Genomic DNA, 14,942 nt, shown 5'->3' on the forward strand with positions numbered 1-14,942 from the left:
AGCGATTGTCGATACCGCCAAGAAGACCGGCAAGGGTCGCAAGTCGACGATAGAGATCGGGGCTACAGCGCGCACGTTTCACCACGGACTCGGGTCTTTCGGTAAAACATTTGGACCGCCGGGGCAGCTACTAAGACAGGAGGCATAACCCCCTCGCGCTATACGAACACATCTCCTTCTCTGTGGCGTCCCTACCGGCCCGCCGCCTGTCTCTTTATACTGGCACAGGAGCAGGTCACTGTTCCAAGCCAAGTTGCAAGCACCGAGACACGATGCGGGAACGACTAAATTGACCTCCTCGGGACGATTGAAACGACCCGGCCACATGGGCGCTGTTGGCCTCTGAAGCGACGCTTCTGCGGTAAAGTTCGGTATGCTCATCTTGAGCCTCCCGTTTCGGACGATAATTCCTCCAGCAACCCCCTCTCGATCCCAATTGACAGGTCTGATTGGACAATCGAAGGCACAACTGACGATCCCGGTGAACAAGACCAAGGGTGGGAAAGGCGGGACGTATAAATCTCAAAATGAGACTTATTCAAACGCTTTCAGCTACCCTTTCCTTGCCAGGCACCGTGCGAAAGTTCACGAAACATTCGACGGCGCCGCGATAATGCTTCCGGCTTCAAGGGGGTATTTTATATTTCGAAGAACCAGAATGGAAGGCAGTGTTGCGCCCTACACCGGGTGCGAAGGCCAATGGCGAAGCCTGCGTGGACAAGCTATCGGCCTCGCTGTTGGAACTGCCATCAGCAGCAAACCGGTAGCGGTTGTTTGTCTAGAGCGATGCTTCTGCGGCAGATCCGGGCAGACTCATTCGGTTGCCTCCACTCTACCACGCCCAGATCGCCTAGGCTGCCATTGCTACCGTATCCTGCACCGGTTAGTCGGAAGAGACGATCGGACCGCGGCAGACGATAACGGGGCCAACAACGCTGTGTATACATCGACAATTTTCGATTGGAGATACGTCACGCGTTACGCAAACATACCGATGCACCAATGGGTCATAGCCGCAGCACCTCATAATTTGTCCAAATCCTCCGTGCCCGGAAAAAGGCGCACTGAATTGTTGCATCGACAATGCAGCCGTGGTTGATCGATTGAAAATGGCCTTACTCTGATATTTGCCTATGGTTGGCTCAAGCGAAGAGTCCGCGCGAAATCCAGGGATGCTCATTTCTTGCCTCCTATTTGAGGTCTAAGCCGCAGTAGAGTTCAGAGTTATCGTGGTCTTCGCTTACTACGAAGATGACCGCGAGCTGAGGCGGAGCCGGCTCACCCGTAGGGCCTGACCATTTCTTGGGTGACTGCCCCTTCACGGACACTCGGCGCCCTGGGGCACCCACAGGATGCACCTTCCCCATTCGTCCCTCTCACAACAGGTTTTGGGTTCTCCGCCACCACCGCCACCACCACCGCCACCACCACCACCACCACCTCCGCCTCCGCCTCCGCCTCCGCCGCTTTCAAAGGCATCGATCAAATCCCGCATCCATCCGGGAATACAATCCTTGCAGAAAGCAAATGACGCCCCCAGGTAGCCCGCCCAGCAAAAATAACAACCAGCCTGCCCGCCGGGGGCCAGGCAGGCGAGGGTACATACAGCAGCACCTCCTGCTATGACAAAACCACATAAGCCCCCTTTAACCCATCCACATCCTTGAGGAATCACCGTTGTGTTCCCATCAGCTAGGAACCGCCCGCCAGCAGATCTGTAGTGGTTATGAGTCTTGTAGAGTGTGGTTTCTGCCGTGAATCCTGGTATGTTCATTTCATATCTCCCATTTCAAGTTCACCGGTCGTAATAAGGCGATAGCTTCGTCACCAGGTACGGAAACGCCTCGGTCACATCGCAGCGGACAAAGAACTTCTCGGTGAAATCCGTGTTGCGGTTCGTGTAGTGGAAGATGGCATCGACCAACCTCCGTGCGCCGCTCAAGGGCGAAGGCCGTACTTCAACCGCGCTCAGCGAAAAATTCCCGGCAAATTCTTCCGCCGCCTTGGCGTAGATCGCCGGATAGCGCGCGGCGAGGTAATTTAATGCGCGGTGCTCGTCGGTCGCGCCCGCATTGTCGGTCATCTGCATGATTCGGTCGAAGAGCTCGCGGGATGCTGCCCCAAACTGTTGGGCGTCTGCTCCCTCGGGTCTCGGGATCGCCTCGATGAGCGACTCGTGCGAGAAGGTGTAGAGTTGATCGAGGAATACGATCGGTATCATGAGCCCGTTGCAAAACTCCGCCGGGGCAATGGGGCCACGCGTGCCAATGACAAGGCTGATCCACGGGCTGTCGTGAGGCTCAATCGCGCTGCAGAGAAGATCGATGTCCGCAGGGTCTCGCGGCACCAGGATGTAGGTTTCGAGTCCTTGGATCATCAGGACCCAGCACATTTGCCGCGCAAGATAGCGGTTCTCGCGCCGCGACAGGACCTGATGGAAGGCTTGTTGATCCGTGCGGCCCGCGGTCTCGGTGCGGCCGGTTGCTTGCGCCATTTCCTTTTCGATAGAGGCAAGCGGGTAGCGCGCCTCGATCTGATCGCCAAGTGCATAGACGTAGGAGGTCATCATTGCCGCGCCTTCCGTGCCGGCTCCGCCGCAAGTGGGACAAGGCATGGGACCCATTTGCGCAGGCAAGGCGCCTGCCATAGGTTTCGCTGGCACAACAGCGGGCGAAGCCTGCCTGGGTTCGACGGCATTGACCGCCGCAGCCGTGGATTTCGCCGACGCGGTCTCTCTCGCCTTGCCAGATTCGACGGCGGCGTTCTCACGGGTTTCTGACTGTTCCATGGTCTTTCCCTCCCTCCACCAATTCCTGCAAAGCATCAGCGCTTGAAAACCACCCAGCGGTTCATTACAGCGGCGCGGCGCTCGCAGCCGCCACAGGGCCTTATGCCCATCGCGTAGGTTGCGCGCTTGACTGCGTCGCCAAGACCGATCTCCTCGTCGCTAACGAAACCAGGAAGTCGCACGCGGTAAGGACCCGCTTGGCCAGTTTCTTGAGTGTTGTCCTTTTCCTCTTGCATGGTTCACCTCCTCGAATGGGTCGCGAGCAGGAGTTGGTAAGCCGCCCAGGCATTCAACAACGGGGGCGTCACCTTGGTTCGCGCCCGCGCATGGGCGTGCACAAAGGCCAAGCGAATTTGAGCAGCGCTTAAGAAGGGAAATTGCGACCAGACGAGCGCAATTGCGCCAGTCACAAAGGGCGCCGCGGCGCTCGTTCCGCCCAAGGTGATCGCCTCGCCCTCGCTACCGAGGCTTGTGATTTGTTCACCGGGCGCCCGAAAGCCGCGGCGGCCGATCGAATGGCCGAGATTTGACTCATTCAGCGGCTTGCCGCTCAAACCGCAAGCTGCGACTGGAATCACCCACGGGTGACCGGTGATGACAGTGCTGCCGACCGTGCCCTGATTGCCCGCCGCGGCGACAATGACGACGCCCCGCCGGGCGGCATGGTCGAGCGCCTCCAAGAGCGTGCGTTTTGCTTGGGTAGAGGGCTGCATGAGCGCAAGGCTTAAGTTAAGCACCCGCGCGCCGGCCTCGATGCAGGCCAGGATCGCGGCGGTAAGCTCCCCGGGCTCGGCGCTTGGTTGCTCCAATTCGCCGGGCGTCTCGGTAAAAACGGTACGGACAAGAAGCGTGCAGTCTGGGCAGATGGCCGGAGCAGGAGAGCCGCGCTTGGCGGAAAGGATACCGGCCACAAAGGTGCCGTGTTGACACGCGGCGCTATCCGTTCGAACGCAAGCGCTGCCAAGTTTTCCGGGCACCTCACGGATGTGGCCAATCGTTAGGTCCGGGTGATCCGTTACGACAGGGCCGTCGATCAGGCCGATGGAAATTTCCGGCCTGCCGGCGCTCAACTCCATGAGCGCTGCAAGCTTGACCGCATCTAAGCCGCTCTGCCCGCCATCACCCCCTGAAGGAGCCGGGCCCTGGTTTTGTGCAATGAATGCCGCTCGGAGCACCGTTCCCTCCGATCGTGTGCGCAGTTTTTCGGGCCCTTGCTCGGTTCCAACGGAACAGAAATGCGCCTCCGCCGCTCATTGGGCCCAAAAGCTAGACCTACCAGACGCGTCTTGATCATCTACGCCTTGGCGCGAAGCCAGGTGGTAACGTTTTCCGGCGGCCCCTCGTGCCCCTTTCGCGCCGTCCAAGAAATTATCTGCACGCCCTGTGGTCGGAGGTCAGCGCGCGCCCTTGAAAGGCAATCGACCTTAGATCGGTAGCGCCGGTGTCGGCTGCGGAGTTTAAACGCCTAACGTCTTTCTAGGCGTTCCACTCAATTTAAACGTGCCACAATTTACGTTTTGGAGCAATAGTTTTGATTGGCCCAAGGTCTGCAAAGGGTCTTGGCCGTGTAAACACGCGAAAGATCGAAATGCGGCGCGAATTTAAGTTGAGGGCGCTTGCAGGTTCGAGGGCTAAGAGGGTCTTGGACGAATGACTTCTTCTATCGCCATCAAGCGCGTTTGTGTTTTCACACAGCCAGGGGCCATGTGTGGACGGCGCCGGGTTGGCAAGAAGAATCTTCACTTTGCAGCATTGGTCGGAGCGGCCATGTGTTCGGCCTGTTTGCGCGGTTCACATGATCGCTGGCCATAATGCCCTCCGCGGATCAGGTCCCGATCAAAAGCACGCATTCGAGATGCGATGGCCCATGTGGGTTGTCCTGATCGCCGGATCGACCGGCGCTGCATTAGTGCTGTTCGCCCTCCCAACCGTCACATCACGCTGGCATCTCCAGCGTGATCTCGTTCACGCCGCGAGCGCGGCGGGTTCTTTTATAGCTTTCGTTCCTGGCCATCATTCCCCAAGCCATCCTGGCAAGTTTATTGGCCAGCGCGATGGCCGCGACCTTGGTGGGGCGCTGTGCCAGCAATCGAGCAAGCCAGGGCTGATGATCCGTGCCATGGATCTTGGCGTAGCGGATTACGGCGAGCGCACCGGCCGTGAACAGGCTGCGCAAATAACGATCGCCCTGTTTGCTGATGCTGCCAAGTTTGCCTTTACCTCCGCTTGAGTTCTGTTTTGGCACGAGACCCACCCAGGCTGAAAAGTCCCGCCCGCATCGAAAGGACTTGGGATCGGCAATGCTGGCGACAAGCGCTGTTGCCAGCGCCGGCCCGACGCCAGGAATCGCGTCCAGCCGTTTGCTCGTGGCGTCCGATCGATGCCAGGCGACGATGCGTAAGTCGAACTGAAGGATCTGGGCCTTTAAGGCGCGCAATTGACTGCCGAGAGCAGTCAGGCACGTGCGGGCCGCTTCGGGCAGCCGGTTATCAGCTGGATCGGCGACGACTTCCAAAAGGTGATCAACACCTCGACGCCCAACAGGGGCAACTATCCGAACTCAGCAAGATAGGCGCGGATTGAGTTGATGACCGCAGTCTGCTGACGGATCAAGAGATGGCGCGCACGGTGAAGCATCAGACAGCTCTGCTGCTCGACCGTTTTGGTTGGCACGAACCTCATACTTGGCCTCGTGACAGCTTCACAAATCGCCTCCGCATCGGTGGCATCGTTCTTCTGCCGCTTGACGTAGCGCTTTACATAGGCCGGAGGCATCAATCGCACCGTATGCTCTAACGACGACAGCTCGCGAGACCAATGACGGGATGAGGCGCAAGCTTCGATCCCCACTAGACACGGCGGTAACTTCTCAAAGAATGAGAGTACAAAACGCCCCTTTAGCTGCCGGCGGATCACCACCTCACCCGCTGCATCGACGCCGTGCACCTGAAAGACCGACTTCGCGATATCTAGGCCGATTGTTCTGACCGCTTCCACGGATAGCTCCTCGAGTCGTGGGAGCCTCAAAACGGCGCCCATTACTTGGCACTCTCGTGCCGATAGAGGAGCCGTCCACAGCATCAGAAGCGGACGTTTCGACAGTCGCTTCCGGCCTTCCGCGATTTGGAAGGACGCCTCCCGCTTTTGCCGCCTGTTGAAAGGCGGCCTTCACCCCATGTCTTGGCCGAGACGCCGCCGAAGCTCGGCAGCTTATAGATGGAGGCGAATATGGGTGAGGTTATCCGGTTTCTTTCAAAGGCCGAACGCGAACGGCTCCGCTTGATTCAGGAAGCCCGCGAGATCTACGACAGCGTTTTCCCGTCTGAAGGGATCAGTGAGCGAACCGACGGGGCAACAACCATTGATGTTCGTCACGGGCATATCCGCCCCTGAGCCGCAACGCTGCGGCGCGCGTCAGCATCTACTCATTCCAGGAGCATCTTGAAGGAGATTACCATGTCAATCCGTGGCACCATTTTCACGACCGCATTCGCCCTCGCCACTCTCGGGGCAGCTCATGCGGAGAGCCTGCGTCCGATCCAGGCCAAAAGCATTGATCTCGGTGACCTATCGGGCGTCGCTTACTACACAGTCGAGCGCGATGGCTTTCGTGTCGTCACGACCCTGGCGCAGGGCGAGGCGGGAACACCAATCCGCGTCGTGTCGGTTCTTGCACATGGCCAGCACGTGGTCCTTTCGACCGCGAGCCGGACGAGCGGGCTCGAAATCAGCCGGCAAGGCGACCGCGTGGTTGTCAGCAACGCTAGTTCTGCCGTCGACTGACGTTTGATTGGTCAGTGCATTCTGAAGAATAGGAAGCTGCGCATGTCTACGATTCATATCCACCGGGCGACCACTTCAACACCTGAACAGTACATTGCTGGGCTTACCGACTTCGGGTCGGGTCGTTCGGAGGTCTTTGGTAACAGTGCAGACAAGTACCTGAAGGTGCATCACAAGGGCATTTCGGAGGTCGATGTCACGGAAGGGTCAAGTGGCATCTGGGAACGCCTGCACTACGATTGGTCGAATCCCAATCGGGTCATCCTCACGACGACAGACTCCAATGTTTGGGGTGGCGCGTCAGGTCATACCTACCATTTCACCCGGCGTCCCGACGGGATCACCGAAATTGAAGTAGCCGTCGTTCGCGATGGCAAGAATTTCAAGGGTTGGATCCTAGGTTTCGTGCTCGGGACCATTGGCAAGCATGTTTTGGAAAACGCGTTTGACCGCTCGATCAAGGCGATTGAGGCTCGAAACAGTCCGGTCAAGCGAGGTCGTGCAGCCTAGCGACTTAACTCGGCGAGAGCTCGTTTTAGCCGCGGGGCGGCGAAATCGAGGAAAGCCCGCACCTTGATCGGAAGAAATTTATCGGCCGTATAAACGAGATTGACCGGTATCGTGGGCGGTCGAAACTCATCCAGCAAAGTTGTCAGGGACCCGCACTTCAGCCCAGCATGGAAGTGATACGAGAGGGCAATCGTAATTCCCATGCCGGCGCAGGCCGCATCACAGGCGGCCTCGGCGTTGCTGACGACGAGCCGTGGACGCATAGGTACCGCAACCGTTGTCTTGCCTACTGCAAATGTCCAAACATCGGGAGATGTGATGGCCGGATAGTTTATGCAGTCGTGGCCGGCCAGATCTTCCGGCTTACGCGGCGTTCCGCGGGCCGCCAGATACGTGGGATTGGCGCAAACTACGCTTCGCGTCGTCCCCACCCGCACCGCTATCAGGCTGCTGTCCGGCAGCGTGCCGATGCGCAGGCCCACGTCAACCTGCTCTTGAAACAGGCTCTGCACACGATCGGTGAGAATCAAGTTGGTCCTGATGTCAGGATAGGTCTTTAGGAATTCGGCCAGGATCGGGATGAGGTGAGTGCGCCCAAGACTCACCGGAGCCGTCACCGTCAACTCCCCGGTTGGCGCGGTAAACTCGCCAGAGGCCATACGCTCGGCTTCGGTAACATCCGCAATAATGCGCTTGCACGCAGCCAGATAGGAGCCCCCGGCATCGGTGAGCACGAGTTGGCGGCTTGACCGGTTGAACAGCTTGATCCGCAGATGAGACTCAAGTTCGGAGACCTTGCGGCTCACCGTTGTGAGCGGAGTCTTCATCTGACGCGCCGCGGCTGACAGGCTGCCAGCCTCGACTACCGCAAGAAAGGTTGACATCGCGTCCAGGCGATCCATCGCATCCTCTTCCAAAATCAGGAAGGAAAGGCGCCGATTTTGTCACGCCATCGCAAATTTCGGAAGATGTCCAGTGCGAGCACTTTTCACAAGCCGTCAAGGGCAGACGCCAAGCGCCCGGGCGAGCCAGAACGCTATGAGACAACACGCCGCACAGCAGAGGAGTTAGACGTGAGCACAATCCAAGAGCAGAGCGGGGCCGCATCCAAGCAGCCGCACACGCAAAAAATGGACCTCAAGCTTGAGGCCGTCGTCATACCGGTATCGGATGTTCAAATACGGGTACGCGCTTTTTACTCTCACGGCGAATGAGATCGGGCCAACGGTGTCGGATCCGACGAGACGCTTTGCGGGCAATAATCTTACGTGCCAAAACTACCATCTGCAGGGCGGGACCCAGCCGTATGCCACCGCTCATAGGCATTTGGGGACAATTCCCGCAATACCGCGCGAGGGAAGGCGCGGTCGACACACTCGAGGATCGCATCAATGGTCGCATGGAGCGCAGCTTGAATGGTCTTGCGCTGCCACCCGGGGGCCGCGAGATGAGGGCGCTATCTTCCTACCTGCGCTGGTTGTCGACTGGGGTTCCGGACGGTGCGAAGCTCGTCGGCGCCGGCACCTTGAAGATAAAAGAGCCTTCGCGTGCTGCTAACCTGGCCACGGCGCGGAAGTTTTTTCTCGGCTATGCGCGGCTTGCCACGGGCCAGATGGATCGGGGCAACGTGCCCAAGCCGGCGCCGGATATCAGTTCCCACCGCTGTGGGGTCCGGACAGCTACAACAATGGCGCTGGAATGAGCCGCCTTTTGACCGCCGCGGCCTATGCGATGCACAGCATGCCCATCGGCACTGTGTCCAACGCCCCGTTGCTCACGGATAGGCCTATGATGTAGCAGCCTATGTCATCAACCAGAATCGGCCAGAAATGGCAAACCTCGACAGGGATTTTCCTACCCGCCTCCAAAAGCCGGTCGATGCTCCGTACGGTCCCTACGTCGACGGTTTCAGCCTGGAGCAGCATAGATACGGCCCATTCGAACCGATCCGCGCTAAAGTGCATGAACTGGCAGCCGCATCGCAAACGGCCAATGCTGGCGAGCCCGACAATGGATCGCATGTATCTGAAGCAGAGAAATGAGCAACGACGCAATCGACATCAGAAACCAATCGGTCCTCTTGCTCCAAGGATGCCGTCGGCGCAAGCTTGGACAAATCTCGCCCATGTGCAGGGGCTCTTGGGATGTCCGCTTTCGGGTGGTCATTTGCCGACATTCCGCAGAGCCTGAGGCATGTCCGGTTTACCCATTGGAGTCCTCAGCGCCGTCGGAATCGCGTGGGTTTCGGGGGCAACTTCGCAGACCATCCTTTCCCTGACACCCAAGTCAGTCACGGCCGGAATTGCCGTCAGCATATGCGCCATGCGTCCACAGCTCGAGCAACGCCTGAGCCTCGTTGATTTCGGGCATTTCCGCAGTCCGCGAAAAGCCGTCGAGGGCTGGCGTGAGAATGGCGCAGGCGTCAGCGGCGCGGCCGGTCGATTGGTAGAGCTTGGCGAGTGAAAGCGCGGCGAGCAACTCGTAGCTACGAGCGCCTTGCTGCTTCGCGACCGCGATGGAGGTTTGGAAGGCCTCTTCGGCCGGAGCGGAGTTCTCGGGTTCTCGCTTCAGCAGGCATTCACCGCGCAGCCGATGCAGGTACGGGTCGGTGAAATGCTCCTCCGTCTCATCCGCCATTGCCAACCCTTGGTCGATCTGCATTAGCGCCCGGTCGTAACCACCGGTCATAGCCTCAAGTTCTGCAAGCATTCCGTAGAAGGATGGAGCGCTGCTCGTGTTGCCTAGACCTATATACGACTCGAGCGCCTGCCTGAGCCCAAGTGCCCCCGACTCTGGATCGACTTGTCGGCCACGAACCCAGTTCGCTAACACCTGACCCACGTCAGCGTAAGTCCTCAGATTGTGCTCTTCCGTCAGTGCGAGTAAGGGCTCGACGGCGAGGCGCGTAGACGAGAAATCGTCGCGGCGGCTTTCAAGAACGGCCTTGAAGTAAAGCGCGCTGGCGATAGCCGGGACATGATCCAATTCGGCGGCGCGTCGGGTCGACCAGTCGGATAGCTGTCGGGCGTGCTCGAACTCCCCCAAATGCCATTCCGTCAATGCCAGGAAGTTCGTCGCGCTAACTTCAGTGTCATTGCCGAAACGAAACAGCGTTTCTGCGTCTCGTTCTTGGATGTAATCGCCCAAAGCCCGCTCGAGGACGGATCGCGCCGCTTGCAAGTCGCCGAGCTTGAGCAAGACATAACCGAGAACGCGGCGAGCCACCCCGGCTTCCGTGGGGCGTCCTTCGGATTCGGCTTCCCGAAGGAAGGCCTCAGCTGTTTCACGCGCCTGGCGATTTTGGCCACGCATGAAGCCAATCAGGCTCTGCGCGTAGTAGGCGACGAAGCGTGCATCAGCTCCGTCCGCCGATCTCGCGAGTTCGCTGGCGCGCGCGTAGGCGGCGCCCATCTCGTCGGCGCCAAAGCCCTTCAACCACATCGCTGCATGACCATAGGCGGTGTGCAACTTCAGAAGTCGGATCGAAACACCTTCTTCTCCGACCCCTTGCTGCCGAGCCGCTCGCTCCGCTTTTTCGGCCATCGCGATCGCCCTGCCGAGATGAGCGATCGCCTCCTTGTAGGCCGAGCGGCGCAGCGCGTCTTCGCCCGCCTTGCTCCACCACTCGATTGCGAGATTGTCGAGCCCGGCCTCGGTAAAGTGGCGGGCGATCGCCTCAGGTTCTTCCTTAGCTTCGATAAGCGCCTCCGCCGCGCGCCGGTGGAGCATCTGGCGACGGCTCCTCAAGAGGCTGTCGTATGCCGAGTCCTGAATCAGCGCATGCTTGAAACGGTAGATCGCCTCTGGCAGGACGCCCTCGACGAAGAGAAGGTCTGCGTCCAGGAGACGGCCCAAAGCGATCTGGAGCAAGCCTTCATCGAATTCCTTGCCGCTGGCTACGCCAAGACCGGCACCGCCAGGGTCGACGGCGGTCGCATGAGAAGCGACGTTGCGCAGAACCACATAGGAAAAGCTCCGCCCCAACACCGCCCCGATCTGCGCGACTTCGCGCCCCGATCCCAAGCGGTCGAGGCGCGCCGCAAGCGACTGTTGCAAAGTCGGCGGGATCGCCTTCGCGCCCCCTTGTTCGCCGCGCTCGAGAAGCAGGCGCGTCACCTCCTCGACGAACAACGGTACGCCGCCCGCGCGCTCGCTAACGCCCTTGATCATCTCCGTTGACAGCGTGCGTTGGTGCGCGAGTTTGGCGACCATGCGTTCAACTTGCGCATCGTCGAGCGGCGTCAGTGAAATGACGCTATGGTGCGGCCGCACGCTCCAGGGCGGCCGGAATTCCGCTCGCGCCGTCGCCAGAATCAGGAGGGGCGCCTGCGCGCCGCGATCGCTGAGCGCGCGCACGGCATCGATCGAAGTCGGGTCGAACCACTGCAAATCCTCAAAGACGAGAACAAGTGGCTGCACTCGCGCGCCGGCCATCGCCCAAGCGACCATCGCCGCCAACTGCCTGCGGTGAACCTCATCAGGCGGAAGGCTTGGCACGCGTTCAGGTGGAACCGGAATGTCGAGGAGCGGCGCGACCAGCGGCGCAAGCTCCACAGCATCGAGCTTGACGTGCGCGAGGACAGATTCGAGCTCGGCGAGCCGCCGCTCCGGCGCAACCTCAGTACCTCCAAACCGAGCCCGTCCCCAGCCCAGGACAGGATGCAGCGGCGTATTCTGCAACAGCTGCGACGAACTCCATTCGATCCATGAGTGTGGCGTCTCGCCGAGCTGTGCTCGAAACTCTTCGACCAGCCGGGACTTGCCGATGCCGGGCTCGCCGACAATCAACACGAACTGCCCTTCGCCCGCGCGGGCACGTTCCCAGCGGCGGGCCAGGACGCGGATGTCCTCTTCGCGGCCGATGAACGGCGTGAGAAGCCGGGCGCCCTTCCTGCGGCGTCCGCCGCTTATGCGCAATATCCGATAAAGCGTCACTGGCGTCGGGATGCCCTTGAGCTCGTGCGCGCCCTTGTCCTCAACGATGAAGAGCCCGGCGATCTGCCGCTGGACGGTTGACGCGACCAGCACGGTTCCCGGCTCGGCTGCAGCCTGAACTCTCGCCGCAATATTGGGCGCTTCCCCGAACACCTCGCCTGCGGCGTCGACGATGACAGGGCCGCTCTCCAACCCGACGCGGGCGACCAGTTCTGGAAGGCCAGCGCCGGCGTTGCGCGCGTTGAGTGCCTCAAGCGAGCGCTGTATCGCTAACGCGGCACGTACAGCGCGTTCCGCGTCGTTTTCCTCGGCTTGAGGGTAGCCAAAAAGGGCCATCAGCCCGTCGCCTAGTTTCTTCAGCACGTGGCCGCCAAGCCCGGTCACTGCATTCGACGCGTCGTCGAGATAGGCATTGACCATATTGCGCCAGTCTTCCGGGTCGAGCCGTGAGGCAAGGCTGGTCGAGCCAACCAAATCGCAGAACATCACGGTGATCGGGCGGCGCTCGGCGGTGTCCTTAGCGGCTTCGTTGGTTTCCAGTCCAGGGCCGGATAGCGGCGCTGGTTCGCTCGCGTCAGCGCGCAAGAAGGCGATCGCGTCGAGTAGCTTACGGCGATGCCCGACAAATCCGACACCAAGATCCTTCAAGTCCTCCGCCGTCAAACTCGGCAGGACCGTGTCGTCGACCTTATTCTCGCGAAATGCCGCCTCATATTGTTCGAGGCCAAGCCTCCGCAGCCAACCTCCGACGTCCATGGCGGCCGCCCTCGTTCGCGCAACGCTGCATGATCCCTCACGCGAGACAGCCTGTCTAGGGTTGCGCGCTTTTTGGATGACCGCTTTGGGTCTTTGCGATGGTGCGCCCGAAACGGACGTCACATCCTGCAGCAGCGTTGCCAAGGCGGTGAGCACCGCAATGTCAACATAGGGAGCGGCGCCAACACGCCAGGTCGCGCGGGCCGCCCGATCGAACATCCAGGTCGGAATCTCCAGCCATCGCGCGGATGCCCGACCAGAGAGGCTGCAACGGAAAACCTCTCTGCCAGCCCTATCCACCACCTCATCAATATGGACCAGGCATCCGGCCCAAGGATGCCACGGATAAAGAAGCTCGTACTCCGCGATCCCGTGGGCGTTCCGTCGTCGTGTTGTACAACAGCATCAGAACTCATCGATCCCTTGACAAGGATGCGCCGGTCACCCGCCAAATTCAGCGAATCGGAAGCATCAAATCACACGCCATCCTTCGGACTTCACCACCGCTACGCCCGAGCTTAAGTTTTCGGTACACACAACCGCGTTCTCAGCTTCAAGCCGCAGCTTCGACTTGAATGGCGAGGCCAGCACTGCCAGAACGAAACAGAAGAGCCCGATCATTCCGCCAGCTTAGGCGATTCCATCACGGCATCAACTCGGATAAGGTTTTCGGTACACACAGCCAAACAAATAGAAAACGATCCGTATTGTTGAGGTGCGGTCGCCTTCGGTGTTCGCCGGCGAAGCACATTGACCTGTTGCCGCAGGTTTTCTGCTTCCAGCGTTGCTCTCGCCTTGAAGCGCGAAGCCAGGATACCGAGAATCAGCTTGAACAGATCGGTCATCAGGATGCGAGCTTACGCCGTCCGCTTGCTGCGTCTACGCCGAATCGAATTTTCGGTACACACAGCGTCGTAGGCGCGACGACCGGACACCTTCATTCTCTTCGAGAACGGTGTCAGGCGCAACCGGCTAGTGTTGCAAATACGGCGGATCGAATGCCGTCCGCCTTCGCTCGCACTCGAGCAAGTCGCACTCGGCCACCGATCGTCGGTTTCACCGTTGGCTGCAGCCTAGGCGCGCTGTTACAGGCCGCGAGGGGGCCCTAGTCCTTGGCGTTGCCAACCGGCTTCGCCCTTCTGGCTCTGGCGCTGGGTGCTTCGGTCGAGGCTGTTCGCGCCCGACCGAGTTAACCTGCCAGTCCTAGCCAACCTGCTTAGCGCCAAAGCCTGATCATTTGAGTGGCGACGCCCGGAAGATCCGGTGCGACAATCTGTGGCTGGGGTAACCCATCTACGGGCAGAGGAGCATTCCCGGGTCTTGCGATGAGCGCTCCTGAGCAGCCAATGCTTTGTGCACCGATCGTGTCCCATACGTGGGCTGCCACCATGCAAATCGCCGCCGGGGCCACACCCAATTCTTCGGCGACCATGTGGTACACCTGCGGGGCAGGTTTGAAGCGACGAACGCGATCGACACTGAACGACCTTTCAAACCAACCATCAATACCTGCGTGCTTTAGCGGGCTGGTTTGCGGATCGGGTGGCGAATTAGTGCATGTTACCAAACGGAACCCTGCATCCTTCAATTGTTGCAACCCTGCTGGCACATCAGCGTGGGCCGGCATTGTCAGCATCCGTGTTCTCAGTTCGTCAACGTCCGCCTCGGTGACCGGGACCTTGTGGATCGAGCCCAACATCTTCAAAACACCCCGCCCCAGGGTGAAAAAGGTCGTATAGGGGCCCGACAAGGTTATTGCATCTGAATAAAGGATAAGCTGTCCAAACCACTCGCGCAGAACCTTTCGATCGCCGAATAACCGTTGAAACAGTGGTGCTATGAATTCGATATCGAGCAGAGTCTCATTGACATCGAATACGCAGATAGATGGAGCAGGAGCAATCATCTTAGTTATTTGATCATCTGCAAGCGACCGCTCTGCCGAGCTCAAGACTTCACCACCCATAGCTTGCTCCTTTTCAATTTGCGGGCCGGTACCTACGTCCTTGGACACGTGCGGTTGATAGTGGCCATCCGCTGCCCCAAGGCGGGGCGCTCGAGGCGCCGACCTTGGGGACGAATCCGACCCTCAGGCGTTAAGACGCGGACCCGCCAATGGCGCGTGCTCATGCGACCTTAGCAGGGTTTTCAGCCGGCCGTCCCGAACATG

The 14,942-nt window shown here is 59.7% G+C and carries 12 protein-coding genes and 3 pseudogenes; 7 read left to right on the forward strand and 8 right to left on the reverse strand.

Going from position 1 to position 14,942, the window contains the following annotated elements:
• Positions 1–1,795: 1,795 nt before the first annotated feature.
• From B5527_RS02985 to B5527_RS03000, 4 genes and pseudogenes are all read right to left on the reverse strand, one after another.
• Positions 1,796–2,788 carry a hypothetical protein gene (locus tag B5527_RS02985; protein ID WP_197689268.1) on the reverse strand — a complete coding sequence of 331 codons (993 nt, stop codon included), beginning with the start codon at positions 2,786–2,788 and terminating at the stop codon, positions 1,796–1,798.
• Between the two features lie 35 nt (positions 2,789–2,823).
• Entirely contained in the window at positions 2,824–3,024 is a 201-nt protein-coding gene (locus B5527_RS02990; RefSeq protein WP_079599960.1) for a hypothetical protein, read from the reverse strand.
• A gap of 3 nt (positions 3,025–3,027) precedes the next feature.
• Complete coding sequence (locus tag B5527_RS02995) at positions 3,028–3,963, reverse strand: S8 family peptidase (RefSeq protein WP_197689269.1); 936 nt, start codon at positions 3,961–3,963, stop codon at positions 3,028–3,030.
• Between the two features lie 761 nt (positions 3,964–4,724).
• Positions 4,725–5,785, reverse strand: a pseudogene (locus tag B5527_RS03000) (IS110 family transposase).
• Between the two features lie 231 nt (positions 5,786–6,016).
• Here B5527_RS03000 and B5527_RS45170 point away from each other — a divergent pair.
• The 3 genes from B5527_RS45170 (at position 6,017) to B5527_RS03010 (ending at position 7,081) form a co-directional block, all read left to right on the forward strand.
• Positions 6,017–6,181, forward strand: a complete 165-nt coding sequence (locus tag B5527_RS45170) for a hypothetical protein (RefSeq protein ID WP_172842470.1) — start codon at positions 6,017–6,019, stop codon at positions 6,179–6,181.
• Between the two features lie 63 nt (positions 6,182–6,244).
• Positions 6,245–6,571, forward strand: a complete 327-nt coding sequence (locus tag B5527_RS03005) for a hypothetical protein (protein WP_079607018.1) — start codon at positions 6,245–6,247, stop codon at positions 6,569–6,571.
• 42 nt (positions 6,572–6,613) lie between these two features.
• Positions 6,614–7,081 carry a hypothetical protein gene (locus B5527_RS03010; protein WP_079599961.1) on the forward strand — a complete coding sequence of 156 codons (468 nt, stop codon included), beginning with the start codon at positions 6,614–6,616 and terminating at the stop codon, positions 7,079–7,081.
• On the opposite strand, the gene B5527_RS03015 is transcribed toward B5527_RS03010, so the two are convergent.
• Positions 7,078–7,983 (reverse strand): LysR family transcriptional regulator, encoded by a 906-nt coding sequence (locus tag B5527_RS03015; RefSeq protein WP_079599962.1) that lies wholly within the window; start codon positions 7,981–7,983, stop codon positions 7,078–7,080. The two genes, B5527_RS03010 and B5527_RS03015, sit on opposite strands and share 4 nt — an antisense overlap.
• Positions 7,984–8,387: 404 nt before the next feature.
• On the opposite strand from B5527_RS03015, the gene B5527_RS46060 reads away from it, so the two are divergent.
• From B5527_RS46060 to B5527_RS46065, 4 genes and pseudogenes are all read left to right on the forward strand, one after another.
• Complete coding sequence (locus B5527_RS46060) at positions 8,388–8,783, forward strand: c-type cytochrome (protein ID WP_079599964.1); 396 nt, start codon at positions 8,388–8,390, stop codon at positions 8,781–8,783.
• Positions 8,699–8,878 (forward strand): annotated as a pseudogene (locus B5527_RS47520) (c-type cytochrome); the annotation flags it as partial. The gene B5527_RS46060 and the pseudogene B5527_RS47520, both read left to right, overlap by 85 nt.
• A gap of 32 nt (positions 8,879–8,910) precedes the next feature.
• Positions 8,911–9,123, forward strand: a complete 213-nt coding sequence (locus B5527_RS03035; RefSeq protein ID WP_079599966.1) for a hypothetical protein — start codon at positions 8,911–8,913, stop codon at positions 9,121–9,123.
• 151 nt (positions 9,124–9,274) lie between these two features.
• Positions 9,275–9,343 (forward strand): annotated as a pseudogene (locus tag B5527_RS46065) (hypothetical protein); the annotation flags it as partial.
• A 24-nt stretch (positions 9,344–9,367) separates the two neighbouring features.
• On the opposite strand, the gene B5527_RS03040 reads toward B5527_RS46065, so the two are convergent.
• The 3 genes from B5527_RS03040 to B5527_RS03050 form a co-directional block, all read right to left on the reverse strand.
• The gene (locus B5527_RS03040; RefSeq protein ID WP_079599967.1) at positions 9,368–12,991 is read right to left on the reverse strand and encodes an adenylate/guanylate cyclase domain-containing protein; all 3,624 of its coding nucleotides are present in this window, start codon (positions 12,989–12,991) and stop codon (positions 9,368–9,370) included.
• 398 nt (positions 12,992–13,389) lie between these two features.
• Positions 13,390–13,617, reverse strand: a complete 228-nt coding sequence (locus B5527_RS03045; protein WP_079599968.1) for a hypothetical protein — start codon at positions 13,615–13,617, stop codon at positions 13,390–13,392.
• Between the two features lie 371 nt (positions 13,618–13,988).
• A complete protein-coding gene (locus tag B5527_RS03050; protein WP_245332486.1) occupies positions 13,989–14,738 on the reverse strand; it encodes a haloacid dehalogenase type II in 750 nt (249 codons plus the stop codon).
• Positions 14,739–14,942: the final 204 nt, after the last annotated feature.

This window comes from Bradyrhizobium erythrophlei (genome assembly GCF_900129425.1).
Taxonomy (GTDB): Bacteria; Pseudomonadota; Alphaproteobacteria; order Rhizobiales; family Xanthobacteraceae; genus Bradyrhizobium; species Bradyrhizobium erythrophlei_C.

Coding starts and splice junctions, on each gene's coding strand:
- B5527_RS02985 (WP_197689268.1), bottom strand. CDS start 2,788: ATGGAACAGTCAGAAACCCGTGAGAACGCCGCCGTCGAATCTGGCAAG.
- B5527_RS02990 (WP_079599960.1), bottom strand. CDS start 3,024: ATGCAAGAGGAAAAGGACAACACTCAAGAAACTGGCCAAGCGGGTCCT.
- B5527_RS45170 (WP_172842470.1), top strand. CDS start 6,017: ATGGGTGAGGTTATCCGGTTTCTTTCAAAGGCCGAACGCGAACGGCTC.
- B5527_RS03005 (WP_079607018.1), top strand. CDS start 6,245: ATGTCAATCCGTGGCACCATTTTCACGACCGCATTCGCCCTCGCCACT.
- B5527_RS03010 (WP_079599961.1), top strand. CDS start 6,614: ATGTCTACGATTCATATCCACCGGGCGACCACTTCAACACCTGAACAG.
- B5527_RS03015 (WP_079599962.1), bottom strand. CDS start 7,983: ATGGATCGCCTGGACGCGATGTCAACCTTTCTTGCGGTAGTCGAGGCT.
- B5527_RS46060 (WP_079599964.1), top strand. CDS start 8,388: ATGCCACCGCTCATAGGCATTTGGGGACAATTCCCGCAATACCGCGCG.
- B5527_RS03035 (WP_079599966.1), top strand. CDS start 8,911: ATGGCAAACCTCGACAGGGATTTTCCTACCCGCCTCCAAAAGCCGGTC.
- B5527_RS03040 (WP_079599967.1), bottom strand. CDS start 12,991: ATGTTCGATCGGGCGGCCCGCGCGACCTGGCGTGTTGGCGCCGCTCCC.
- B5527_RS03045 (WP_079599968.1), bottom strand. CDS start 13,617: ATGACCGATCTGTTCAAGCTGATTCTCGGTATCCTGGCTTCGCGCTTC.
- B5527_RS03050 (WP_245332486.1), bottom strand. CDS start 14,738: ATGGGTGGTGAAGTCTTGAGCTCGGCAGAGCGGTCGCTTGCAGATGAT.